Raw genomic sequence first — 25,849 nt, forward strand, 5'->3', positions numbered from 1 at the left:
CTAACGACTTACCCACCAAGCTCCGCCAAAAACAACGATAAGACCGAGGCCTACACACCATGTTCGGACTGGCTACTGATACCTTCCTGCTCCTCGACGCGTTGGTTACCATCGTCGGGCTGATTCTGCTTATCACCCATTTCAAGGTGCACCCCTTCGTCGCCCTCACCCTGGCTGCCGGTTTCCTTGGCCTGACCTCTGGCATGCCGGTAGCCAAGGTCATGAAGTCGTTCCAGGACGGCTTCGGAGGCGTGCTGGGGTTCGTCGGCATCGTGCTCGCACTGGGGACGATGCTGGGCAAGCTGATGGCCGATTCCGGCGGGGCTGACCAGATCGCTCAAACCCTGATCAGGGCCTTTGGCAAGAAGAACGTGCATTGGGCGATGATGTTCGCTGCCTTTCTGGTGGGCATTCCGCTGTTCTTCGAGATCGGTTTCGTCCTGCTCATCCCCCTGGTCTTCATCGTCGCGCGGCGCTCCGGGGTCTCGCTGATCAAGATCGGTATCCCCTTGCTGGCAGGCCTATCGGTCGTGCACGGCCTGGTACCGCCGCACCCAGGGCCGTTGCTGGCCATCGGCATCTTCCACGCCGACATCGGCAAGACCATCTTCTATGGCCTGATCGTGGCCCTGCCCACAGCCATTATCGCCGGCCCCCTGTTCGGCAACTTCATCTCGCGCTATATCCCCGGGCACCCTTCCCAGGAGCTGATGGACCAGATCGCCAAGGAATCGGACCAGGCCAACCTGCCGAGCTTCAGCGTCACCTTGATTACCGTGTTGCTGCCGGTGGTACTGATGCTGCTCAAGACCTTCGCCGACGTGGTGCTGCCTGCCGAGCACATCGTGCGCCAATGGATGGACCTGATCGGGCACCCTATCACTGCATTGCTCGCCGCCTTGCTGCTGGCGTTCTACACCTTTGGCTCGGCGCGCGGTTTCAATCGCCAACAGATCATGAAGATGCTCGATCACAGCCTCGCGCCCACGGCTGCGATTGTCCTGATTGTTGGCGCCGGCGGCGGCTTCAAGCAAATGCTGGTCGATACTGGCGTTGGCAACGTGATCGGGCAAATGGCTGTGCAAGCCGAGATCTCGCCGATTCTGCTAGCCTGGTTGGTCGCTGCGGTCATTCGAATCGCCACGGGGTCTGCCACCGTGGCGACCATTACCGGCGCAGGGATCGTGGCACCTGTGATCGACCTGGTACCTGGGGTGAACCGTGAACTGCTGGTGCTGGCGACCGGTGCCGGGTCGCTGATTCTGTCCCATGTCAACGATGCCGGGTTCTGGCTGGTCAAGCAGTACTTCAACATGACCGTGGCCGAGACCTTCAAAACCTGGAGCATGATGGAGACCCTGCTATCAGTGGTCGGCATCGTGTTCATCATGGCGCTGTCGTTGGTGGTGTGACCGTTGATCGGGGTGCTGGCACTTTGAACTGCCGGGCAAGGCCAAAAGGTTACGAACCTGCCCTGCCCGTCGCTAAGGAGATTGCCATGAATCGCCCCAGCATCCTGCTGCTTGCCCTGCTCGCCTCACCCCTGGCCCTCGCTGCCGGGACCGGGCCTACTTACCCGGATGACCCACACAACCAGGCACCCAAGCCAGGCGCAGACAGCACGCTCAACCCGATTGAAAAGCCTATGCCCCGTGATACGGATCCAAGGCTACAGGGCAACGATCCAGACAGCCCGCCAGCCCAGCTGAACGACAACCAGGATTTACCAGGCATGGACGGCACTGGCTCGGAAGGCACAACCGGCAAGGGTGCAAGCCAGCCCTGAGCTGTTGGGGGCGCCTGTAGCGCCCCATGCAGCTGCCGTATCGCCAGAAGGCGATAAGCGACGGGTTCATATCATTCGCCATGATATTAACCTTCAGCCCATTCGATTCGTTCCCCGCGCGCAACACACTCACACTCCGCCCATTCCTAATATATTGGCGGAGTTCTCCATGGAGCAGTCACTCAAACCTTTCGGCGTCCCACTTGCAGCCCTTGCAGTGGTAGCGCTCGGCGCTTGCAGCAAAACCCCCGATGCCGCGCAGGCCCCGGCGGCTCCAAAGGTCACCGTGGCCAAGGTGATCGAGCAGCCGATCAACGAATGGGACGAGTTCACCGGGCGCCTGGAAGCGCCGGAAACCGTCGAGGTGCGCCCCCGTGTCTCGGGTCAGATCGACCAGGTGGCGTTCACCGAAGGCGCCCAGGTGCGCAAAGGTGACCTGCTGTTCCAGATCGACCCACGGCCGTTCCAGGCCGAGGTCCGCCGCCTTGAGGCCCAGCTGCAACAAGCCAAGGCCAGTGCCATCCGAAGCGCCAACGAAGCCCGCCGGGGCGAGCGGCTACGAGACAGCAATGCCATCTCCGCCGAACTGGCAGAATCACGCAACAGCGCTGCGGCCGAAGCACGCGCCGGCGTAGATGCCATCCAGGCGCAACTTGACCTGGCACGTCTGAACCTGAGCTTCACCCGGGTCACCTCCCCTATCAACGGCCGCGTGAGCCGCGCGCAGTTCACCGCCGGCAACATCGTCACTGCCGACGTCACGCCTCTGACCAGCGTGGTCTCCACCGACAAGGTGTACGCCTATTTCGATGCTGACGAACGCGTTTACCTCAAGTACACGCAGCTGGCCCGCCAAGGCCAGCGCGGGCAAAGCACACCGGTCTACCTGGGCCTGACCAACGAGACTGGCAACCCGCATCTAGGGCAGATGAACTTCGTCGACAACCAGGTCAACCCACGCACCGGCACCATTCGTGGCCGGGCCGTGTTCGACAACAAGCGCGGTGAATTCACCCCTGGCCTGTATGCACGCCTGAAACTGGTCGGCAGCGCACAGTACGATGCTGTGCTGATCAACGATGAAGCGGTGGGCACCGATCTGGGCAAGAAGTTCGTGCTGGTCATGGACAAGGACAACAAGGCGGCCTACCGCGCTGTCGAGCTGGGGCCAAAGCTCGAGGGCTTGCGCATCGTGCGCAGCGGGCTAGCCAAGGACGATCGCATCGTCGTCAGGGGCCTGCAGCGCGTGCGCCCGGGCTCTCAGGTCACTCCTGAAGAAGCGCCCATGGCCAGTGAGCAGACACTGGCCGCACTCGCCCAGCAACGTCAGGCGCTGGAAGCGAGCACCGGCACGGCCAAAGTGGCCGGCACCACCAACCAGGGCGCCAGCGCCCCTGCGCCGCGCGGTTGAGGAACCCCACCGATGAACTTCTCCAAATTCTTCATCACCCGGCCCATCTTCGCGGCGGTGCTGTCACTGGTGCTGCTGATCGCCGGCTCCATATCGCTGTTCCAGTTGCCCATTAGCGAATACCCCGAAGTCGTACCGCCCACGGTCGTCGTGCGCGCCAACTTCCCGGGTGCCAACCCCAAGGTCATCGGCGAAACCGTCGCCGCGCCCCTGGAGCAAGCCATCACCGGGGTCGAGAACATGCTCTACATGTCTTCGCAGTCCACCGCCGATGGCAAGCTGACCCTGACCATCACCTTCGCCCTGGGGACCGATCTGGACAATGCCCAGGTACAGGTGCAGAACCGTGTGACCCGCACGCAGCCCAAGCTGCCCGAGGAAGTGACCCGTATCGGTATCACGGTGGACAAGGCCTCGCCCGACCTGACCATGGTCGTGCACCTGACCTCACCGGACAACCGCTATGACATGCTCTACCTGTCCAACTACGCCATCTTGAACATCAAGGACGAGCTGGCGCGGCTGGGCGGTGTGGGTGATGTGCAACTGTTTGGCATGGGCGACTATTCCTTGCGCGTGTGGCTGGACCCTAACAAGACCGCCTCGCGCAACCTGACGGCCACCGATGTGGTTACCGCGATTCGCGAGCAGAACCGCCAGGTGGCTGCGGGACAGCTGGGCGCTCCGCCCGCACCAGGCTCCACCAGCTTCCAGCTCTCGATCAACACCCAGGGTCGCCTGGTCAATGAGGAAGAATTCGAGAACATCATCATCCGGGCCGGCGCGGACGGTGAAATCACGCGCCTGAAGGATATCGCTCGCGTCGAACTGGGCTCCAGCCAGTACGCCCTGCGCTCGCTGCTAAACAACCAGCCCGCCGTGGCCATCCCGATCTTCCAGCGCCCAGGCTCGAACGCCATCGAGATCTCCGATGAAGTGCGCGCGAAGATGGCGGAATTGAAGAAAGACTTCCCCGAAGGCATGGACTACAGCATCGTCTACGACCCCACCGTGTTCGTGCGCGGCTCGATCGAGGCGGTGGTGCACACGCTGTTCGAAGCACTGGTGTTAGTCGTGCTGGTGGTCATCCTGTTCCTGCAGACCTGGCGCGCATCGATCATTCCGTTGCTGGCCGTGCCGGTATCGCTGATCGGCACCTTTGCCGTGATGCACCTGTTCGGCTTCTCGCTCAACGCCCTTTCCTTGTTCGGATTAGTGTTGGCAATCGGCATCGTGGTCGATGACGCCATCGTGGTGGTGGAAAACGTCGAGCGCAACATCGGGCTGGGCCTCAAACCGCTCGAGGCCACGCAAAAAGCCATGAGCGAGGTGACAGGCCCGATTATCGCCACCGCCTTGGTGTTGTGCGCGGTGTTCGTCCCTGCAGCGTTCATCTCGGGGCTGACCGGGCAGTTCTACAAGCAGTTTGCCCTGACCATTGCGATCTCTACGGTGATTTCGGCGTTCAACTCGCTGACACTGTCCCCTGCCTTGGCAGCGGTGTTGCTCAAAGACCACCATGCACCCCGGGACACGTTCTCGCGGCTGCTGGACAAGTTGCTGGGCCGCTGGCTTTTTGCCCCGTTCAACCGCTTCTTCGACCGCGCCAGCCATCGCTACGTAGGCGGTGTTCGCCGAGTGATCCGCTCCAGTGGTATCGCCTTGTTCGTCTATGCCGGTTTGATGGGCCTGACCTACCTGGGGTTCTCCTCCACGCCAACGGGTTTCGTACCTGCCCAGGACAAGCAATACCTGGTGGCTTTCGCCCAGCTGCCAGATGCCGCCAGCCTTGACCGCACCGAAGCGGTAATCAAGCGCATGAGCGAGATTGCCCTCAAGCAACCGGGCGTGGCGGACTCTGTCGCGTTCCCGGGCCTTTCGATCAACGGCTTCACCAACAGCCCCAACAGCGGCATCGTGTTCACTCCCCTCAAGCCCTTCGACGAACGCAAGGACCCCAGCCAGTCGGCAGCTGCCATCGCCGCGGCGTTGAACGCCCAGTTCGCGGACATTCAGGACGCCTACATCGCGATCTTCCCGCCGCCGCCCGTGCAGGGTCTGGGTACCATCGGTGGCTTCCGCCTGCAGATTGAGGACCGTGGCAACCTGGGTTACGAAGCGCTGTACAAGGAAACCCAGAACATCATTGCCAAGAGCCATGAGGTGCCAGAGCTCGCGGGCCTGTTCACCAGCTACCAGGTCAATGTGCCGCAGGTCGACGCGGCCATTGATCGCGAGAAAGCCAAGACCCACGGCGTGGCCATCAACGATATCTTCGACACCCTGCAGGTGTACCTGGGGTCGCTGTACACCAACGACTTCAACCGGTTCGGACGTACCTACCAGGTCAACGTGCAGGCCGAGCAGCAGTTCCGACTCGACGCCGAGCAGATCGGCCAACTGAAGGTGCGCAACAACCGGGGCGAGATGATCCCACTGGCCACGTTCCTCAAGGTCACCGACACTTCCGGGCCCGACCGCGTGATGCACTATAACGGCTTCATCACCGCGGAAATCAATGGCGCAGCGGCGCCTGGATACAGCTCAGGCCAGGCAGAAGCGGCCATCGAGAAACTTCTGAAGCAGGAACTGCCCAACGGCATGACTTTCGAGTGGACGGACCTGACCTACCAGCAGATCCTCTCGGGCAACACTGCGCTGTTCGTGTTCCCGCTGTGCGTGCTGTTGGCGTTCCTGGTACTGGCCGCCCAGTACGAGAGCTGGAGCCTGCCCTTGGCCGTGATCCTGATCGTGCCGATGACGCTGCTCTCGGCCATCACCGGGGTCATTGTCTCGGGAGGCGACAACAACATCTTCACCCAGATCGGGCTCATCGTCCTGGTGGGGCTTGCCTGCAAGAACGCCATCCTGATCGTCGAGTTCGCCAAGGACGAGCAGGCCAAAGGCCTCGACCCCTTGGCTGCGGTGCTCGAAGCCTGCCGTCTGCGCTTGCGCCCCATCCTGATGACGTCCATCGCGTTCATCATGGGTGTCGTACCACTGGTGTTCAGCTCGGGCGCGGGCTCGGAGATGCGACATGCCATGGGCGTGGCGGTGTTCTCCGGAATGATCGGTGTCACGGTGTTCGGCCTGTTCCTGACGCCAGTGTTCTTCTTCCTGATCCGCCGTTTTGTCGAGCGCCGTCAGGCCCGCAAGGCCGAGCGCGTCCATCCGCTGGAGAACCCTGCATGAACCTGTTCAAACACCTGACACCGAGCCTGCTCAGCCTGGCCCTGGCGGCTTGCGCGGTGGGACCTGATTACCAGGCTCCGGCCACTGCTCCAGCCCAGCTGGAGGTCGACGCCCAAGCCAAGGCCTATGACCGCACCCATTTCGAAAGCCTGTGGTGGAAACAGTTCGACGACCCTACCCTGAACCAACTGGTGCAGGCCTCGTTGGAGGGCAACCGAGATCTACGGGTCGCTTTCGCACGGCTTAAGTCCGCCAGGGCAATACGGGACGATGCCGAAAACGATCAGTTCCCGGTCGTGACAAGCCGTGCCAGCAGTGAAGTGGGTAAAGGCCAAGTGCCTGGCCAGACCGACCACCGAGTCAATGCCGAGCGCTATGACTTGGGCTTGGATATGGCATGGGAAGTCGACCTGTTCGGGCGAATTTCCCGCCAGATCGAAGCCAGCCAGGCTCAGGAAGCGGCAGCGGCGGCCGACCTTCAGCAACTTCAGGTCAGTCTCATCGCCGAGCTGGTCGACGCTTATGGCCAGCTGCGCGGCGCACAACTGCGTGAACACATTGCCTTGGCGAACCTCAAGACGCAGCAACAGTCACGTACCATCACTGAAACGTTGCGCGATGCCGGGGTGGGTAATGAACTGGACGTGGTGCGGGCCGACGCGCGCCTGGCAGGGGTTGAAGCCAGTGTGCCGCAGTTGCAGGCTCAACAGGCCAGGTCGCGGCATCGCATCGCCACCTTGCTGGGCCGTCGGCCTGACGCAATCGGTGTGGACCTTTCGCCCAAGGCCCTGCCCGCCATCGCCAAGGCCCTGCCTGTGGGCGATCCGGGTGAACTGCTGCGCCGCCGTCCGGACATCCGCAGCGCCGAGCGCCAGCTTGCCGCAGCCACCGCCAACGTCGGGGTGGCGACGGCAGATCTGTTTCCCCGGGTGAGCCTGAGCGGTTTCCTGGGCTTCACCGCAGCGCGCGGCTCTCAGCTCGGCTCCTCGGCAGCGGGCGCCTGGGGGTTGGGCCCCAGCATTACCTGGGCGGCGTTTGACCTGGGTAGCGTGAGGGCACGGCTGCGCGGCGCCAAGGCCGACGCGCAAGGCGCGCTGGCCAATTATGAGCAGCAGGTACTGTTGGCGCTGGAAGAGTCGGCCAACGCGTTCAGCGACTACGACAAGATCCAGCAGCGCCTGCTGTCGCTGATGCGTCAGAGCGAAGCCAGCCGCAAGGCGGCCGACCTGGCGTCGATCCGCTACCGCGAGGGGTCAGTCGATTATCTGGTGCTGCTAGATGCCGAGCGCGAGCGCCTGAGTGCGGAAGATGCGCAGGCGCTAGGCGAGGTCGACCTCTATCGAGGAATCGTTTCGATCTACAAGGCACTCGGTGGCGGCTGGCAACCCGACACGGTGGCCAGTTCGCACTGAGCAGCCCCACAGGCTCCTTTGGTGGGTCCATGACCGACCGTTTGCCCCGCCGATTCAGTTCTGCGGGGCTTTTTTTGCTCAGGCTTGGGGTTTCACGCCCAGCCCGCCACACGCGTGCCCAGCCCCGGTTGCATTTGCCCGTAGGCTGGCCCAAGCTTTGCCACTCCTGACACACGGACCGTCCGATGCCAAGACGTACCCGCTACCTGATTGCACTGCTGGCGTTGATGATGCTGTCAGCGCTGTTCGGCTATCTGTGGCGCGACGTGGAGCCTGAACAGCCAGCCCTGCCCCCGCACAGTTACGTGAAGGCACTGCGCCAGGCACATGACGGTCAGCCCGGCGCTGCACGGGTCTTGTACCAACAGCTGCAGCGCCGTGACCTACCGGCCATCCGCCGAGCGGCCCTGTATGCCGAGCTGCCCAACTATCCGTCTGCGCAAGCCTTCAAGCTTGCCCAGGCAGATCTGAATCATGCCGATGCGATCGTACGCCGCGCCGCCGTGGCGGCGATCAGCCGTCTGCTGCCTGGGCCTCAGCGGAGTGTGATACTTGGCCCCCTGCTCGAAGACAGCGATCAGAGCGTTCGTTTTGCCGCCGTAACGGCGCTGCTGGGCGTGGCCCCGGACAGCATGGGCCTTTACATCCGCGCCATGCACAACGCCATTCAAGCGCAGGAAGAGGTTCTGCTCGCCCAGCCCCAGGACGTAGATGCTCAGGTCCAGCTTGCTCGCCTGTACCTGCACGAGGACGAGTATGCCAAGGCGGGCGCTGCCATCGAGCGGGCATTGGCAGGCGATGACAGTAACCTCGATGCCGTGGCGTTGAAGGTGACCTTGCTTGAGCGCCAAGGGGCGCAGGATGCTTCACGTCAGGTGCTGGCCGATGCGCTGGCAGCAAACCCCGATTCGGCGTTCTTGCAGCATGAGCTCGGCCGTTGGCTGATTCGTCACGACCAGCAGGAGTACGCACTGCTGGCGCTGTCACGGGCGGTGGAACTAGAGCCGGACAATGCCGAGTATCGTCTGAGCCTTGCCAAGACCCTGCATGATCTTGAGCAACTGGATGCGGCCCAAAGGCAGTTGGAAGCCATTCTGAGCAGGACGCCCGCCAATCGGCAAGCCAGAGTCCTGCTGATCGAGTACTGGAAAGAGTCCGGGCAGTTGCAGAATGTGCAGGTGCTGCTCGCCGAACTCGAGCGCCAGAACCCGGATGATCCTTATCTGCAGAAAGACCTTTAGGCATACGGCAGCCCCGTATCAGTTGTCGATCATCTCCAGTACCTGCTCCACCAGCTGCGCCAGCTGGAACGGCTTGCGCAGAAGTGCCGTTCCGGGCTGTTGAATGGAGTCTGACTCGATCTCTTGCAGGGCATAGCCTGTGATGAACAGAATTTTTTGTTCGGGCTTGAGCATGCGCATGGCCCTGGCCACTTGCCTGCCACTGAAGCTGCCGGGTAACCCGATGTCGGTAACCACCAGATCGAACGGCTCATCCTGGCGAAAGCGCTGCAGAGCGCTATTGGCATCTGCGGCATCGGTGACATCGAAGCCAGATTCAAGCAAATATTCGCGCATCACCGTACGCAGGTTCAATTCATCGTCTACCAGCAATACACGCTCGCCGCTCCCCACCCGACCCGGGCTTTTGCGGCCGACGGGCGCTTCGTGAACGGCCTCAAAGCAGCGGGGGAACAGCATGCTCACCTTGGTCCCATCGCCCACTGCAGACTCGATCCACGCATAGCCACCCGATTGACGTACGAAACCATAGACCATCGACAGCCCCAGCCCAGCACCCCGACCTGGAGGCTTGCTGGTGAAGAAGGGTTCGAAAGCCCTGGCCACGTCGCTGGCCGGCATGCCATGACCTTCATCGGCGACATGCACGGCCACATAGTCGCCCGCAGGCAGTCCTGTTTCATCCGGAAAAGGCACGCTCAGCCGTTCGTTGACGCTCCGAACTGTCACGGTGCCCTTGCCAAGGCATGCCTCGCGCGCTTTGGCGCACAGGCACAGCAGTGCGTTTTCCAATGCCGCAACGTCCAAGGACACGACCCAGGATGCGACGTCCAGTTGCCAGTCAATGTGCATCTCGGGGCCCAGAGCGCTCAGCAGCAGTGGCTCGCTTAGGCGTAGTTGGCGATTGAGATGAAGCGGTCTCGGGGCCGACGGCCGATCACGAGAGAAAGCGAGTAGGCGTTGAGTCAGCTCCATGGCGCGTAGCACCGAATCACGAGAAAGCTTCACGTACTCCTCTACACGTTCCAGGCGCCCTTCCTGGAGCCGCAGTTGCAGTAACTCCAGCCCACCCCCAATGCCTGCTAGCAGGTTGTTCATCTCGTTGCCCATGCCGCCGGCCAACTGCCCCACCGCCTCCATGCGCTCGGTGTTACGCATCAACATGCGGGACTGACGCATGGCGTCTTCGCGTGCGCCGGTGATGTCTCGCCCAACGATGGTCACCAATCTCGCACCCACTCGCGCACTCCAGCTGAACCAGTGGTAGTGACCCTCACGGTGCCGCAAGCGTGTCTCGATCGGGTGGGTATCGTTGCGATGCAGCAGCGATTCAATCGCTAGCTGGACCTGCGCAAGGTCTGCAGGATGGACCAGGGACAGAATGGGCAAGTGCTGCACCTGCTCCAGCTCCCATCCTAGAAGGCTTAGCCAGGTGGGATTGACATTGTGCAGCTTGAGGTCGGGGGTGACCGTCATCATGGCGTCGCTTGAGAGCTGCCAGAGCCTTTCCAGCTCACTGACATGAGAGGCAATCTGCCTCTCCAAAGACTTGGCCAGGCTTCGCCAATGCTCACGCCCTCCTTTGTTCGCACTGGTTTCGATAACTGTATGGACAAACCCTGCAACCTCCCCCAGCTCATCGTTCAGTGGGGTATAACCCAAGGCGCACCAAGGTCCTTCAGCGTGATCGCAATGACCGACGCGTACTGGCGCTTCTTCGATAAAACTGGAACGGCCCGCTAGCGCGTCGAACACATACGGGCCCAGACTCTCCCATTGGTCGTGCCACAGCGTATCGAAACGCGCGCCCAATGTGCCTGCCGCCCCCTTGAGCGCCACATAGGCGTCGTTGGGGATGACTGTCAGCTGATTGCCCCACACCACTGCACACGGAAAAGGTGAGTGACACATTGTATCGACGGCGATGCGCAGGCAGGCAGGCCAGTGTGGCAAGGCCCCTAGCGCCGTTTGCGACCAATCGAAGCGCATCACCTGTTCCTTCAAATCGCCCGAGAGTGCGCGTTTGGACAGCTCCCTTGCGACCGATGCGGTTGGGGCTCTAGTTCCTTTTTTGCCGACCAATGTGATTCTCCGTCATAAAGCAAAGGCTGTGGTCTGGATGTGGGCCTACGCACAGGGCTCGTGCGACGTGTCACGTTAGCATAGGCCAACGCCACACAATGACCTCCCTGCCCCGGATGCGCCGATGCGAGCGCGTCGATCGGCTGCGATACCGTTTAGATAAACGGATGACAGCTACACCAAGCCTAACCAAATCCCACACTTTCACGGCTCTCCCCCTACAGTGCCGCTTTTGACAACGACCTAGGATCAAACCAGCCGCCCATCCTGGGCAGCGCGAGGCTTGAGGAACGGTTATCAATGGACAAGTTCGTGCATGCGGGACGTAGCCTGCTTGAGTTGGTACTGCTGATGGCAGTAGGTCTGGTACCTGTCTTTTCGGGACTGCTGGTCATTAACTATCAGCAGGAGGCCAAGCTAGAAGAGAACGCTGAAGTGTCGGTGCGCGAGGCGGTTTTCAGCGTCGATCAAGCCCTGGACCGTGTGCATGAAGTCGCCATGAGTACGCTGCCACTAGCAGGTCAGCCTTGCAGTAGGATCAAACGCGCCCTGGTCGACCAAGTGACCAGCCGTTCAATGCTCAGGTCGCTCGCAGTTATCGAGGACGGCAAGGCCTATTGCAACTCCGCATCGGACTCGCTTGAAGTGCTGACTGAAATCGCCTCGACGGGAGAGTTCTTGACATTCGATCACCAAATGCTGGATGCGCAGGGCTATCTGTTGATGAACATGCACTTGCAAGGTGAGAGAACAGGCGTGATTGCAACAAGCTTTCCGATACAATTACGCTCTGAACTTGACGCTTTCAAAGACGGACTCACACTCGTGCTCGAGTTTGACAAGCACGCCGTATGGAAGGATGGCGATAGCCTGCACGGTGAAAGGCCTTCTGTCGCCGAATTTACCCATGAACTGGCATCCACTCATTACCCTTACCGGGTGCTGGGTGGCTATCCCGAGGGTTACATCGCCCAGGAAATCCGCACGGCCGTGTTCAACGTGCTCCCTTCATTGATGCTGGTGGGGCTCATGACGGGGTCGGTAATTTACGTGGTGTTGGGCAAGATGCGCGTCAGGCAGCGAGACAGTGCCGTCGATCGCCCAGGACGATGACGGCACTGCCGGCCATTACTCGACGCTCAGCACGCCACGGCGTACCTGGTCCCGCTCGATGGACTCGAACAGCGCCTTGAAGTTGCCTTCGCCGAAACCATCGTCACCCTTGCGCTGGATGAACTCGAAGAACACCGGCCCCAGCAGCGTTTCAGAGAAAATCTGCAACAACAGTCGTTTGTCCCCGGCTTGTGCTGCTCCGTCCAGCAAAATGCCACGTGCCTGAAGCTGATCCACCGGCTCACCATGGTCAGGGAGGCGCTCGGGAAGCATTTCGTAGTAGGTCTGCGGTGGCGGGGTCATGAACCGCATACCCAGCCCTTTGAGAGCATCCCAGGTCTTGACCAGGTCATCGGTCGAAAACGCGACATGCTGGATGCCTTCACCGTTGAACTGCATCAGAAACTCTTCGATCTGCCCCGCCCCCTTAGACGATTCTTCGTTGAGCGGAATCCGGATCATGCCGTCGGGCGCAGTCATGGCCTTTGAGGTCAAACCCGTGTATTCGCCCTTGATGTCGAAGTAGCGTATTTCGCGGAAGTTGAACAACTTCTCGTAGAAGCCGGCCCAATAGGCCATGCGCCCGCGATACACGTTATGGGTCAGGTGGTCGATGACCTTCAGGCCCGCACCGGTCGGGTGGCGATCCACGCCGTCAATGAAATTGAAGTCAATGTCATAGATCGAGCTGCCTTCCTCGAAACGGTCGATCAGATAAAGCGGGGCACCGCCAATGCCCTTAATCGCCGGAAGACGTAATTCCATGGGACCTGTTTCGATTTCGACCGGCTGAGCGCCCAGCTCGAGGGCGCGGGCGTAAGCCTCGTGAGCGTTGCGCACACGAAAGGCCATGCCGCAGATAGACGGGCCATGCTCGGCGGCGAAATACGACGCTACGCTTCTGGGTTCATTGTTCAGGATCAAGTTGATGTCGCCCTGTCGATACAGGTGCACATCCTTGGAGCGGTGGGTGGCCACCTTGGTGAAGCCCAACATCTGGAATACAGGCTCCAGAACACCGGGGGTAGGCGAAGCCAGTTCGATGAACTCGAAGCCCATCAAACCCATAGGATTGTCGAAAATATCAGCCATGTGCGTGTCCTCATCTGCAGCGGATTCAATGTTTGCCTGGGATGTCGAACAGCGCTGGCGGGGAGCACGGAATGCCCCGCACACTGCGCGCGAGGAAGTCGCCGATGATCAATCTGAAGCCAGGGTATGTCATAGGACCCGTACTCAGCAGGTGTGACTCCTCCGAAACAAAGGAGCCTTATTGTTGTTTTCGTAAATCGATTCTACACAGCGTAATTTGTTTTGTCCCGTATTTGTTCCTCGCCCCTGGGCACAGGGCTATGCTTTGTAGCGTCTCCCTAGATTAGTTGCCACTATGCCCCTTTCTAGAAAATCGCGCTCAGGCTTCGGCTGGCGAACCCTGCTGCCTTGGATGGTCGGCGCATTCCCTATCGCATGCGGCATCGCCGTGATGAACTGGCAGATCGAGCGTGATCTGCAAGCTGGCAGCCGAGCGTCTGCCCAGCAGGTCATCGAGCACGTCGAGCGCATCCTCGATGGGGCCTCACGTACTGCGATCGCGTTGCTCCCCTCGGCGGGTACCCCTTGCGCCGAGGCGCAGCTGCTGTTACGTGGCGAAGTCACCCGTAACGCCTTCATTCGCTCGACCAACCTGGTCAAGCAAGATCGGCTGTACTGCAGTTCATTGTTCGGCGCGTTCGATGAACCAGTGACAGCCAGCGACTATGTCGATGGGCACCTGTGGTTGATGGACGGTAATTCCGTTACACCTGGGCACCCGCTGCTGGTCTATCGCGCCAGTGACAAAGACCGTGCGGCGATCACCACGGTCGATGGCGATCATCTGCTGATGGCGCTGCGACTGCTCGGTGCAGGCCATGCGCTGTACCTGCGCGTGGGAAGCGCCTGGATGGGCCGAGACGGCATTGTGCACCAGGGTCCAGCCCCGGTTGCGATAAGCGCCCCTGTATTCATCGCGTCTGCACACTATCCGTTTAGCGTTGAAGGCGGCTACATGGCGCCGCAGTCGAGCCGGCTTTGGCGCAGTCACTATCTGGCGCTTCTAGGCTTGCTGGCAGTGCTGGGCGTTCTTGCCGGCGTTGCCTGCCACTGGCAGGTCAGGCGGGCTACCTCGCCGCGTGCCGAACTGCGCAGGGCGCTGGAAGCCGACGAGTTCCTGCCCTATTTCCAACCGGTGGTTCGTCGAGGGGACTACCGCTGGGCCGGTGCCGAAGTGCTCATGCGCTGGAATCACCCGAGCGAAGGGCTGGTAAGGCCCGACCTGTTCATTCCCTATGCCGAGCACAGCGGCCAGATCGTGGCGATGACCCGTTCGCTGATCAAGCACACGGCGAGCAGCCTGGCGCCCTACGCCGCCCTGATGGATGACGGATTCCACATCGGCATCAACATCACGGCCGACCACTGCCGCAGCCTTGAGCTTTTGGATGATTGCCGCGCATTCTTGGCCCACTTCCCACCGGGTCGGGTCATCCTCACGCTGGAGTTGACCGAACGCAAGTTGCTCGAACCCTCGCCCACGACGCTTGAGTTGTTTGAGCAGTTGCATGAGATCGGCGTAATGATCGCCCTCGATGATTTCGGCACAGGCCAGTCGAGCCTCAATTACCTCAGGCAATTCAAGGTGGATTACCTGAAGATAGATCAGAGCTTCGTTGCGCTGATCGGCGGGGACGCGTTGTCCGTTGCCGTTCTCGAAACCATCATCGAACTATCGGTCAAGTTGGGGCTCGGCATCGTGGCCGAAGGCGTCGAAACGCTAGTTCAGCGCGATTACCTCGAGCAACACGGGGTTCACTTCCAGCAGGGTTATCTTTACGCCAAGCCCATGCCTGCCGCCGAGTTTCTGCAGACGCTGGCGGCGCAGCCTGCCGCTTCGCGGTTGCCGCAAAGTACGCCCCCTGAGATCATGCGCGGCTGATCTCAACGCTCATCTCCTGTATACGAGGCACTTGTGTCAAAAGGGATTGTTACATCGGTCATGGCGTCCTGCCTGTTCGCCGTGATGTACTTTTATACATCGCTGCTCAAGCCACTGGACGGCGAGGAAATCTTCGGTTGGCGCACGCTGCTCACTCTGCCTTGCCTGACGCTGTTCATGCTGGTGTCCAAGGACTGGGCAAGGGTGGGCGAATTGCTGCGCAGGGTGAGACGTACACCCCAGCTGCTGCTGGGTATGGTGGGTACGTCCTGGCTGATGGGCGTGCAACTGTGGCTGTTTCTGTGGGCGCCGCTGCATGGACGCAGCCTGGAAGTGTCGATGGGTTACTTCATGTTGCCCCTGGCCATGGTGCTCACGGGCCGATTGGTCTACGGCGAACGATTGTCGCACTTGCAGAAGATTGCAGTGGGCTGTGCAGCGCTTGGGGTGGGCCATGAACTGTATCAGCACGGCAGTTTCGCCTGGGAAACCCTGGTGGTGGTTATCGGCTACCCGATCTATTTCGTGCTGAGGCGCCGCTGCGGCACGGATCATCTAGGCGGGCTGTGGTGCGACATGTGCCTGCTGTTGCCTTGGGCCATCTATTTCGTGGTGCAAGGGCCGCTCTCCAACGCCGACATGCAGGCCCATCCAGGCCTTTATGTACTGATCCCCGTGCTGGGAGCGATCAGCGCGTCCGCGTTGATCGCTTATGTCCTGGCCAGCAGGCTATTGCCGTTTAGCCTGTTTGGACTGCTCAGCTACGTCGAGCCGGTCCTGCTGGTCGGCGTAGCCTTGCTGTTGGGCGAAACCATCGGTCCAGACCAATGGCTCACTTACCTGCCCATCTGGGCTGCGGTAGTGGTGCTGGTCATCGAAGGGTTCAAGCACATGCTGCGTCACCGTCGGCGTTCGGTTTAAGCCGCACCTGACGTACCCGGCGCTCTTCCACAGCCTCGACGATTAGCGTCCAGCCGTTCCAGGCAATACGATCGCCTACCACCGGAAGGCGATCGAGCAAACTCATCACCAGGCCCGCCAGGGTCTGGTAGTCCTCGGTCGCACGAGCAGCGAAGCCCGTTCGAGCCTGCACCTGGGTCAGGTTCACTGCGCCACTGACGACAAAGCCCTCGCTGTCCTGAATGATCCCAGGCCCTTCGACTTCACTGGCGTCAGGTAGCTCACCGGCGATGGATTCGAGAATATCGGTCATGGTCAGCACGCCTGTGAAATCCCCGAACTCGTTGACCACGAAAGCAATATGGGTGGACTGGTTGCGCATCTGTTCCAGGGCGTTAAGGATGCTGAAGCTGTCCAGCAGGTTCAACGGGGCGCGGGCCATGCCCTCCAGATCAGGCTGATTGCCCGACAACAGTTCCTTGAGCATTTCTTTCTTGTGCACGAAGCCTAATGGCTCGTCCACCCGACCATCACGAATCAGCGGCAGCCGCGAGTAAGGCGAACTGATCAATGCGTGTGTGATGGCGTCGGGCGGTTGAGCCAGATCGATCACGTCGACTTCCGAGCGCACGGTCATGACTGTCCGGATCGGGCGCTCGGCCAAGTTCAGCACGCCGCTGATCATGACCCGCTCGCGGCGATCGAACAGCACCTGTTCGCCATTGCCCTCTACCATGTCGGCGATCTCTTCCCCGATTTCGTCAGCTTCGACGCGACGACCGCCGAGCAGACGCAATACCGCATGCGCCGTACGCTCACGCAAAGGCCGATGCTGCTGCAGGCTGCGCTTGCGCCGCGCCCTGGCCAGCTGATTGAACAGCTCGATCAGAATCGAGAAGCCGATCGCTGCATACAGATAGCCTTTGGGGATGTGGAAGCCCAGGCCTTCTGCGGTCAGGCTGAAACCGATCATCATCAAAAAGCCCAGGCACAACATGATGACCGTCGGGTGGGCATTGACGAACCGGGTCAGCGGCTTGCTGGCCACGATCATGATACCGATGGAGAAAATCACCGCGATCATCATGATGGACAGGTGTTCGACCATGCCCACGGCGGTGATCACCGCATCCAGAGAGAAGACCGCATCGAGCACCACGATCTGCGCAACGATTGGCCAGAAGGCCGCGTGACGTACCGGGCCGCTGGTCTGGGCGACATGGCCCTCGAGCCGCTCATGCAATTCCATGGTCGCTTTGAACAGCAGGAACACACCACCAAAGAGCATGATCAGGTCGCGCCCCGAGAAACTCTTGTCGAACACCTCGAACAATGGCGCCGTAAGCGTGACCATCCAGGAAATACTCGCCAGCAGACCCAGGCGCATGATCAGCGCCAGGCTCAGGCCAATGATGCGGGCGCGGTCGCGCTGATGAGGGGGAAGCTTGTCAGCCAGAATGGCGATGAATACCAGGTTGTCGATACCCAATACCAATTCCAGGACGATAAGCGTGAGCAGGCCTAGCCAGGCCGTCGGATCAGCCAGCCATTCCATTAGCGAATACTCGTAGAGATTGAGGGGATTGAACGATGTGGCCAGCAAGGCCGGGGACTGGGAGGCTCCGCGAAGGTGCTCATAGTGACCTGAATAACAATTAGGGAAGATGATCCTACAAGCACAGCAGGTTTTCCGGTAAGCGCAAAACTATTACAAACCGTTAGCAACCTATGCCCGTGTGCAGCCGGTGCGTTCACCGGCGCCGGGTGGGCACTTTTGTTCAATACCGGACTGACGTTGTGGCTGGATGATGCCCGGCACATCACCCGTGAGTACTTTGCCATGAATCTAGCATTGTCCATGGCCGCCTTCGCACTGGCGGCCTCCATTTCGCCAGGCCCGGTTAATGTAGTGGCCCTGGCCAGCGGCGTTCGGCACGGCCTTCCCGCCAGCCTGGGCCACGCAGCAGGCGCGACACTGGGTTTTTGCGCGCTCCTGCTGCTGGTGGGCAACGGCCTGCATCAGCTACTGGCACATTGGGCGCCGCTACAGGGTGTGCTCCAGGCCGGGGGCGTGCTGTTTCTGCTTTACATGGCCTTGCGACTCGCCAGCGACGACGGCGCACTGGGCGCCACTCATACCTGCGCGCCCCCTTCAGCCTGGTGCGGGGCAACCATGCAGTGGTTGAACCTCAAGGCGTGGCTTGCCGCAGTGGCCGGGGTGGGCGCCTATGCAGCAGGCGAGCAACAGGCGTTGTGGATCTTTACAGGGATATACGCACCGATATGCTTCGTGTCCGTGGCCTGCTGGGCTTGGGCGGGCAGCGTTGCAGGGCGGCACCTGCAGAGCCCGCGCCCGCTGCGCCTATTGAATCGTACGCTTGCTGCGTTGTTGATCGCCAGCGCAGTAGGGCTGGTCATATAGACTCTGCGGCTTACCGATAATGCCCGGGGGTGGCCGCCAGACGCCGCTTGAATGCCCGCTGCAAGTGCGACTGATCGGCAAAGCCCGCGTGCTGGGCTGCCTCGGCGATCGATTGCCCGTGGCGCAAGTGCGACCGGGCCAGTTGCACACGCTGATCGAGCAGGTAACCGTGCGGCGTCAGGCCGAAGCGCTTGCCAAAGGCACGGATCAGGTAGGCACGCGACAAGCCGCATGCCGTGGCAATGTCTTGTAGCGTTAGCGGATCGCTTCGGTGGGCGCGGATGAACGCTGCGGCCGCCTCAAGGCGCGGGTTGAGCGCAGCCTCAGGCGCCGGTTCATGGTCGAGGAAGCTGGGCAGGTCGCACAGCATCGATATAAGGCCTTGCTCACGCTCGGCCGCATCGGGGTCAAACAGCGTGGCGCATACCGATAGCACCTGCTGATACAGGCCTGGGGCTGCGCTGTATCGTTGGCTCGGCCAGGTAAAACCTACCGATGCCAGCCACGGCGTGTCGATGAACAGCATGATGTATGACCACGGCAGACCCGACACAGGATTGCACGCGTGAATCACGCCCGGATTGATTAACACGGTGCTGCCGGCCGCAACCTCGAACTGTTGATTACCGCTGACGTAAGTACTGCGCCCGCCGGTGATCACCCCGAGCGAAAAGCTCTCGTGGGAGTGGGATGCGTGGCACACCTGGCGCCCGTCTCCCACCACACGCGCCTCGACGAAGGGCAGTGCCGGATCACGCCAGAACCGAGATACCTCAAGCATCGTCGCTTTGCCCCCATCCCTTGGAATCGGCCTATACTACACCGCCGGAGACGGGAACAGGTCCAGCGTTCGCTCCACTTCCTGGATGTCGATACGAAAGCCCTCCCCGTCGGGCAAGCCAACCACGAAACCGAAGTGCTGATGGTCGCGGTCGGTGAGGTACTTGTAGTAGCTGACGAAGCGGTTCGGCGGCTGCAGGGTCAGCAGGCACCCGCCCGCCTCCAGCACGTTCACGCCGTGAACCAATTGGCTCCCCTCCACCCCGATGACCACATGCGCCCCGGCGCAGGCTGCGACAATCGAAGGCACGTCGCTTTTCAACGGATCGACGACGCGAAACCCCCGGGTGAGGCGCAAGTGTTCAGCCAGTGCCAGTTCGTTGCGCAGCAAGCGCAGGTCGCCATCGCCGCCGCGCAGCAGAAATACGCCTGGGTGCGAGGCGTGGGCCACATGCGCACGAAGCTTGTCGCCCATTGCCCGATACCGGGCATGACGATCACGGTTATTGCTCTGGTCATCGAACAGCACCAGTTCGCGGAAGAACGCCGTGCGCAGGCGATGCGGCTGCATGCCAAGCCATGCTTCATAGGCAGGGGCCTGGGTGAAGATCGGGTATTTCACGGAGGGCGCGGTGGTGACGGGCATGCCCTCGTTGCAGGCCAGCGCGTAGGTCGGGCAATCCTCCATCAACCAGGTGCCGAACCACGCATTGCCGTTATGCGTGCAGTAGATGGCCCCGCGATCGATCTCATGCTCAACGCTCAGGGGCGCAAACGCGCTATGCCGGTGCGACAGCCACTGGGCAGCCTTGCCCTTGTACAACGCGCCGTCGATCAGCCACACGTCCCTGCACAAATAGCCGCGGGTCGGCCCATGCGCGGTCCGGATGCCGCCTTCCATGGTCGAGCGCGGGTGCACGAAGGGATAGAACCGCTTGCCTTCCCAGCCCGTGACGCGCTCGAGCTGGCCTGGCAAAAATATCGCGGGCGGGGTAATGGACATTTCACCCGGCGCAATGTCCCACGAACGCTCGGCAATGCTCCTGATATCTGGCGAGGCCTGCCTGAGCAGGCGCTTTCGCAACATGTACTGATAAGCAGCCAGGGTCCATGAGCGCGACGAAGGGGCCGCGGGCAAAGTGCTGGGCTGCAAGCTATCACCTGCCATTGAACGTCTCCACGCGAAATTGTCGATTAAGGTGGCCGCTTGGCCCGTGCGTTGCCTGTACCGCACTCAGGTACAGGTGATGATCTCCATTGCCGGCGCTGATGGCAGGCCTGCATACCGCTGCTTGAGCGCCGTGACCAGCTGATCGCCCGCCCCCGCGGCACCATACAAGTAGATCTTGCTGAGCCCGCCGAAGACCATTTCGTGATAACGGCTGGCCAGCGCCTGCTCGCTCGCGCCGTCAGGCACGCCAAGGTGCAGCGTAAGCTTGTCACTTTCGACTGCGAACAATGGCGTCTCCCATAGAAAGTGGGCGATGCCGGATTTGGGCAGGCGCACAAAGAGGTGGGCATGGTTGCCAAGCGAGTCGATGTCGCCGCCTCTTCGACGCTTCCACTTCAACAGCCCGTCGTCGGGCCGTGCCAGACACAGGCCAATGTCGTAGTAATCGAAGCCCTGCCCAAGCGCCCACTCCAGCGCCATGTAAGTCGTAATCGAGTTGACTTCACGCAGACGCTTGGCATCGGAGAACACTGCTTCGCAATAGCCGAAACGCAAAGTGCTCCAGTAGCGCTTGCCGTCGCGAACCACTTCACAACCCAGGTGACAACCGATCACGTGATCACCCTGGACGATGAGGTCGAGCCTGCCGACCTGCCTGGCGATCCTGAAGACTTCATCGGTCGGTATGTGCGACGCAAGAAGGCCCTTGCGAGCTGTGGCATAGGGACGCAAGAACTCCCGGTCCGCCATCTCGATGTCCTCGTCAGACACCGCCTGGCGCATGTGGTAAAGGGGCCGGTGTTTGCGAATGCTGCGGCGCAACTCGCTGTCATAGCGCGCGGTTATGTCGTCTAGGGGGCGCCCCAACGGCACGACGGCACTCACGTAGTGAGGCACCGTCAGAGCACCCGCGGTAGGAACTTCGCTCACCATCACCACGGGACGTCGGGCGTTTGGTACAGGGCTGATCACTGAAGAGAGGGGGCTGGACAGTCCGCTCATCAGCAACTTTGCCATGTCGCGTTGCTGTTTGCGGCCCACATAAAGGATGTCATGGGCACTTTCGTGTTGTAGGCGAAACCGACTGATTTCCCAACGCCAGACACAGGCACGGGCGGCAATCTCACGTGCCTGGGTTGCCAAGTGCCGTAACCGATATCGCTGGGAGGGTGACAGTGAGCGACGAGCCACTGCCCAGAGCGTCTGTTTCATCAGGTTCGACGTCCACTGTAGGTTTTGCGTTCTTGCAGACATATAAAAAAGCCGAAGCACTGCTAACCTATTGATTAATAGAGCATTGCATTACTTGAGATTTCATATTCAGTAACAATTTAAGGTGCTATCAAAGTGTTTGGCAAGTAGCGAGCCTCTATAAAAGCCATATGTTTTATGGCGCCAATAATCCACGGAGCAGCCTGGTCCCGATTGGGACAAGCTATGAGTTATAGCGCCTGGCAATAACCGAGTACCACCGCATCAAATACCCCGTGACGTGTGATAGCGCCTCAACGAAAGGAGCTCGCGCCACATGTCTGAAAGCAACTCAGTGTCACCGACAACTTTGCCACATTGGGCTGCACGGGCCACCGCGCGTCAATGGCAGGCCCTCAAGCACACGCAACAACCCCCTTGGGAAACCCAAGACTGGTTCTGCAATGCCCCACCGGATCTGAGGGAAAGTGTTGCCGCCAGTCATCGGCGATTGATCAACGCGCAGGCAGCGCTGGGTCGAGCGATGCGCGGCCTGGAACAAGTTGCAGAATTCGCAGAGCGTGCCGTGCAGCAGGGCTTGCAGGCGCAAGGTTTGAATGTGGACTTGAAAGCCTGCGAGTTGCTGCGCGTCGAGCAAACCTGGCGATGGGTCGGCCTGCGCTACGTTTATAGCCACCAACGGGAAAACATCGTAAGGGCAGCACTGCAGAACTTTGCCGAGGATGAAGTTTTCTCTTCCCAGAGTGCAATCGCCCTGAGCAAGGATATTCACATCACGCCCGTCAGGGTGACAGGCACCGCGCCGATTGGCATGCAAGTGCCGAATGCACAATTTTCCATCGACTCGGAACGCTACCATGTAACTGCGTTGCCCCTCACGCCAGCCGCTTTCGCCGTCATGATGCGAGCGCTGGATTTGGGAAGTGCCTACCAGGCTCATCTGCAAGGGTATTTCGACAGCCCGGCGGTAAAAACGCACATGTTGCAGGTGTTCAAAGCTCGCCTGCAGATGGCGGCGGATCTGGCTGTGCTTAGGCACTTGATCAGCGGCAGCGCCCGCGATGACCTTGACCGCCTGTTACAGGGCGAGCCTTTGCCATGCTGGCGGCTGAGCCTGTTCGGCACCGTCCTGTACGAAGTCATGCTGATCGACCTGGGCCAGGCCGGCCTAGGTGTGTACCTGCCCAGCCACGAACCTGCATTGCGTAGCTGCAAGGACCTGGCAGCCGTGCATGAAGCGCTGGCCATCTTGCTGCTCGAGCCAGCAGCGCGTGAAGCGTTCGCAGGGTATGTAGCCCAAGACCAACGCGGCCACTTCTTCGATATGTTGCAGCAAAACCTGGACGCGAATGGCAATACCCCACTCGATAGCCCCTGGGAACGCGCCGTGGGCGCTGACCTGCGCCCGGCCCGTCAACCCATTGAGGGGGATCCATTTAGCGACTGCTATGTCCGGCACTGGGCACGTCTGCAGCATGAAGCCAGTCTGCTCGCCGTTCCCACCGCACAGTTTGACGCCAATGCCAGGGCCCAACGTCTGGCGACGTGGGAAAGTCGCGGCTGGGACCTGCTCAACATCGCCAGCTTTTTCGTACCAGCGGTGGGCACCTTCATGTTGGCCGTCACTGCTTGCCAGCTCCTGGACGAAGCGTTCGAAGGTTATGAAGCCTGGGAAGCCGGCGATCGTCATCTGGCGCTAGAGCACATCGAATCGGTTGGGATCAACCTTGCGTTGCTAGGCGGTTTCGCCGCAGCAGGACACGCGTTGCCGCGACTGTTCGGCAAACTGCGCGGTACGGCGCTGCAAGAGGTGCGTGGCAGCGATGGCACACTCAGGCTCTGGAACCAGGACTTGGCCCCCTACCGTTCCAATGAAGCGCTGCCAACGCAGTTGCGGCCCAACGCGCTGGGCCAGTACCTGCATGACGGCCGGTACTTCATCAAGATGGACGGACACCTCTATGAGCAGCGGCTGGAGCCTTCACTGTCGCGTTGGCAGATCGTCCACCCCGAGCGGGCAGATGCCTGGCAGCCACCCCTTGAACACAATGGTCAAGGCGCCTGGCGCGCCCAGCACGAGCAGCCAGGCGATTGGCCGCTGGCAACGCTGGTAAAGCGCCTGGGTGAGCCGTTCGAGGCATTTACAGCAGAGCACATCCAGCAAGCGTGCGATGTGACTGGCATTGACGCCCACAGCCTGCGAGACCTGCACCTTCGCGGGCAACCGGCGCCGCCGTTGCTACTGGATGTTCTGCAACGGCTGCGCATTAGCGCCGAATGCCCTTCGATGAACGCACAAGACGCGTCGCAGTGGTTCGAGCAGCGCTACAGCCCAAGCATGTCGCACGCCCCTGGCGTGGACCGCTTGCTATCGACCTACCCGCGCCTCACGCCGCCGTTGGCCAGGCAACTGCTGGGCCGGTTGGAGGCTGGCCAAGTTCTGGCCTGGGAACAGGAAGGGACACTGCCTGCCAGCATCCGCCAATCGGTAGAACAGGTGCACAGCGAGCTACCTCTGGTGCGGGCGCTGGAGGGGCTCGTACAGCCAGCGCTGGCCAATGCCGACACCCAGCGTCTGCTATTCAGCGCGCTTGATGCCATGCCGGACTGGCCCGCCGATATACGTCTGGAATTGCGCGCCGGTAACCCTGACGGCCCGATCCTGGCTCATACCGGCGTAGGTCCGCTCGTTCGTGTGATCAAATCAAGCCAAGGCTATGAAGGATTCCTTGGAGAGCGCCCTGCGCCCGGCATGGTGAGTATCGATATTTGCCAGGCCATCGAACAGGCACTGCCTCGCGCCCGTCGCGACCTGCTGGGTATCGAACATACGGATGGCGCCTCTCTTCGCCACCGAGTGATGACATGGGCCAAGGCAAACCGTGCCACCCTCGCACCCAGGCTTTATGGGCAGCGCAGCCAGCGCCTGGCCACACGAGGCTGGTTGCGTGGCGGGCAGCCGCTTGAGCCACTGCCGGCAGCGCCACGTCAGACCAGCTCGTTGAGCGCAGCCTATCGACGTCTTTTTCCCACTGCGACCGACGCAGAGTTTGCCGACTGGCTCAATGAAGGGGATGACGAAGACAACCTACATGACATGCGCTCGCCGACCCAGCGCTTGCGCGACCTGCAAGCCCGTCTTGAGAATTTGCGTCGTGATCTGGCCCAGTGGGCCGCCCCTAATCCCCACCACCCACATCAGCGCCACCTTGCCGTGCGCCCTGTCATCAACGCCTGGCAACGGGTGTCGCGCACGGTGCTCGATGGCGGCGGTCGTCTATACAGCCTCGAACTCTCCGAGCTGGATCTGACGCATGAAGACTTGGCTAGCTTGCCGCTAACCGATGATTTCAATCACATCGAGCACCTGTCTCTGCGCGGGAACTCTGCACTCAGCCAGCTACCTGCGGCCTTCCACCAGCGGTTTCCGAATCTCAGGCGGCTACTACTTGGCGATTGCCGCTTCGACCACCTGCCTCGCCTGGCCTTCGGCCAGCAACTGCGCTGGTTGGATGTGGAACGCAACCGCATCACCTGGGACGCCACGGACCAGACTACCCTGCAAAGTTACTCCGGCCTGGCCGTACTTGATCTTAGTGAGAATCCGCTGGTGGCCGCGCCTGACCTGCGCCTGAATCCAGGTATCAGGTCGCTGTTCCTGTCAGGATGCTCGCTGACCGAGTTGCCACAGGGGTTAGCGCAATTAACGGAGCCGCTCACCGTCGACCTGACCGATAACCAGTTCGTGCAGCTACCCGACGGCTTCGCCCTGCCCGTTCAGGTAGCCGACCCGCTGTCTTTGGAAAGCAGATGGCTGGCTGGGCCGATACTGAGCCAGATCGAAGCGTACAACGAAATCCACGACGTGGACCTGTTGGTGAATGAGGCCGACTACACCGACTTCTTTGAACAGGCCGGCCCACCTGAATTTGCGCTGTGGCGCCGCTTGCCACTGCAATACCGGCGCGACCTCAGGGCGCTGCTGGAGGCTGAGCCGTTCCTCACCCACCCCGAGCGAGCGCGCGGGGAGTTCTGGCGCCGGTTGGCCGTGATCGATAATGCAGGGCCGGACCGGCAATCCCTATTGGAACAACCTGCAGAGGGTCTATTCGAGCTCGACCTGTGACACCGTGATCAAGCGCCGGGCGACCGG

17 protein-coding genes are annotated in these 25,849 nt (G+C 61.0%); 11 read left to right on the forward strand and 6 right to left on the reverse strand.

What is annotated here, in order from left to right:
• Positions 1-59: 59 nt before the first annotated feature.
• The 6 genes from ACF8R3_RS14260 (at position 60) to ACF8R3_RS14285 (ending at position 9,042) form a co-directional block, all read left to right on the forward strand.
• On the forward strand, positions 60-1,412 hold the full coding sequence (locus ACF8R3_RS14260; protein ID WP_027914937.1) for a GntP family permease: 1,353 nt from the start codon (positions 60-62) through the stop codon (positions 1,410-1,412).
• An 86-nt stretch (positions 1,413-1,498) separates the two neighbouring features.
• Positions 1,499-1,786, forward strand: coding sequence for a hypothetical protein (locus ACF8R3_RS14265; protein ID WP_196126075.1), 288 nt, complete (start codon positions 1,499-1,501; stop codon positions 1,784-1,786).
• A 169-nt stretch (positions 1,787-1,955) separates the two neighbouring features.
• The gene (gene mexE, locus ACF8R3_RS14270; protein WP_058637755.1) at positions 1,956-3,197 is read left to right on the forward strand and encodes a multidrug efflux RND transporter periplasmic adaptor subunit MexE; all 1,242 of its coding nucleotides are present in this window, start codon (positions 1,956-1,958) and stop codon (positions 3,195-3,197) included.
• A 12-nt stretch (positions 3,198-3,209) separates the two neighbouring features.
• Positions 3,210-6,389 carry an efflux RND transporter permease subunit gene (locus ACF8R3_RS14275; RefSeq protein ID WP_145257414.1) on the forward strand — a complete coding sequence of 1,060 codons (3,180 nt, stop codon included), beginning with the start codon at positions 3,210-3,212 and terminating at the stop codon, positions 6,387-6,389.
• Positions 6,386-7,801, forward strand: coding sequence for an efflux transporter outer membrane subunit (locus ACF8R3_RS14280; RefSeq protein ID WP_392515760.1), 1,416 nt, complete (start codon positions 6,386-6,388; stop codon positions 7,799-7,801). The genes ACF8R3_RS14275 and ACF8R3_RS14280 overlap by 4 nt, the downstream gene beginning before the upstream one ends.
• Before the next feature lie 185 nt (positions 7,802-7,986).
• Positions 7,987-9,042 carry a lipopolysaccharide assembly protein LapB gene (locus tag ACF8R3_RS14285; RefSeq protein WP_078478592.1) on the forward strand — a complete coding sequence of 352 codons (1,056 nt, stop codon included), beginning with the start codon at positions 7,987-7,989 and terminating at the stop codon, positions 9,040-9,042.
• Between the two features lie 18 nt (positions 9,043-9,060).
• Here the strand turns inward: ACF8R3_RS14285 and ACF8R3_RS14290 are convergent, their stop codons facing one another.
• Complete coding sequence (locus ACF8R3_RS14290) at positions 9,061-11,031, reverse strand: response regulator (RefSeq protein WP_392515761.1); 1,971 nt, start codon at positions 11,029-11,031, stop codon at positions 9,061-9,063.
• A 393-nt stretch (positions 11,032-11,424) separates the two neighbouring features.
• Between ACF8R3_RS14290 and ACF8R3_RS14295 the strand changes: the two genes are divergently transcribed.
• On the forward strand, positions 11,425-12,237 hold the full coding sequence (locus tag ACF8R3_RS14295; protein ID WP_392515762.1) for a CSS-motif domain-containing protein: 813 nt from the start codon (positions 11,425-11,427) through the stop codon (positions 12,235-12,237).
• 15 nt (positions 12,238-12,252) lie between these two features.
• On the opposite strand, the gene hppD is transcribed toward ACF8R3_RS14295, so the two are convergent.
• Entirely contained in the window at positions 12,253-13,329 is a 1,077-nt protein-coding gene (gene hppD / locus ACF8R3_RS14300) for a 4-hydroxyphenylpyruvate dioxygenase (protein WP_392515763.1), read from the reverse strand.
• Positions 13,330-13,624: 295 nt separating this feature from the next.
• Here hppD and ACF8R3_RS14305 point away from each other — a divergent pair, with 295 nt between their 5' ends.
• Both ACF8R3_RS14305 and rarD read left to right on the forward strand, forming a co-directional pair.
• On the forward strand, positions 13,625-15,211 hold the full coding sequence (locus ACF8R3_RS14305; protein ID WP_326383489.1) for an EAL domain-containing protein: 1,587 nt from the start codon (positions 13,625-13,627) through the stop codon (positions 15,209-15,211).
• A 33-nt stretch (positions 15,212-15,244) separates the two neighbouring features.
• On the forward strand, positions 15,245-16,132 hold the full coding sequence (gene rarD / locus ACF8R3_RS14310; protein WP_197844630.1) for an EamA family transporter RarD: 888 nt from the start codon (positions 15,245-15,247) through the stop codon (positions 16,130-16,132).
• Here rarD and ACF8R3_RS14315 read toward each other — a convergent pair.
• Positions 16,095-17,666, reverse strand: coding sequence for a TerC family protein (locus tag ACF8R3_RS14315; protein WP_058637763.1), 1,572 nt, complete (start codon positions 17,664-17,666; stop codon positions 16,095-16,097). The genes rarD and ACF8R3_RS14315 overlap by 38 nt on opposite strands.
• Positions 17,667-17,951: 285 nt before the next feature.
• Between ACF8R3_RS14315 and ACF8R3_RS14320 the strand changes: the two genes are divergently transcribed.
• Positions 17,952-18,533, forward strand: a complete 582-nt coding sequence (locus tag ACF8R3_RS14320; RefSeq protein ID WP_392515773.1) for a LysE family translocator — start codon at positions 17,952-17,954, stop codon at positions 18,531-18,533.
• 10 nt (positions 18,534-18,543) lie between these two features.
• On the opposite strand, the gene ACF8R3_RS14325 is transcribed toward ACF8R3_RS14320, so the two are convergent.
• From ACF8R3_RS14325 to ACF8R3_RS14335, 3 genes are all read right to left on the reverse strand, one after another.
• Positions 18,544-19,314: a helix-turn-helix domain-containing protein gene (locus tag ACF8R3_RS14325; protein WP_392515764.1), complete on the reverse strand. Its 771-nt coding sequence runs from the start codon at positions 19,312-19,314 to the stop codon at positions 18,544-18,546.
• Positions 19,315-19,350: 36 nt separating this feature from the next.
• Complete coding sequence (locus ACF8R3_RS14330; protein WP_058637765.1) at positions 19,351-20,481, reverse strand: glycosyltransferase 61 family protein; 1,131 nt, start codon at positions 20,479-20,481, stop codon at positions 19,351-19,353.
• 66 nt (positions 20,482-20,547) lie between these two features.
• Positions 20,548-21,696, reverse strand: coding sequence for a hypothetical protein (locus ACF8R3_RS14335; protein ID WP_392515765.1), 1,149 nt, complete (start codon positions 21,694-21,696; stop codon positions 20,548-20,550).
• A gap of 316 nt (positions 21,697-22,012) precedes the next feature.
• Here ACF8R3_RS14335 and ACF8R3_RS14340 point away from each other — a divergent pair, with 316 nt between their 5' ends.
• Positions 22,013-25,822, forward strand: coding sequence for a dermonecrotic toxin domain-containing protein (locus ACF8R3_RS14340; RefSeq protein ID WP_392515766.1), 3,810 nt, complete (start codon positions 22,013-22,015; stop codon positions 25,820-25,822).
• Positions 25,823-25,849 lie beyond the last annotated feature (27 nt).

Source organism: Pseudomonas sp. FYR_7 (genome assembly GCF_043106155.1).
In the GTDB taxonomy this organism is placed as follows: domain Bacteria; phylum Pseudomonadota; class Gammaproteobacteria; order Pseudomonadales; family Pseudomonadaceae; genus Aquipseudomonas; species Aquipseudomonas parafulva_B.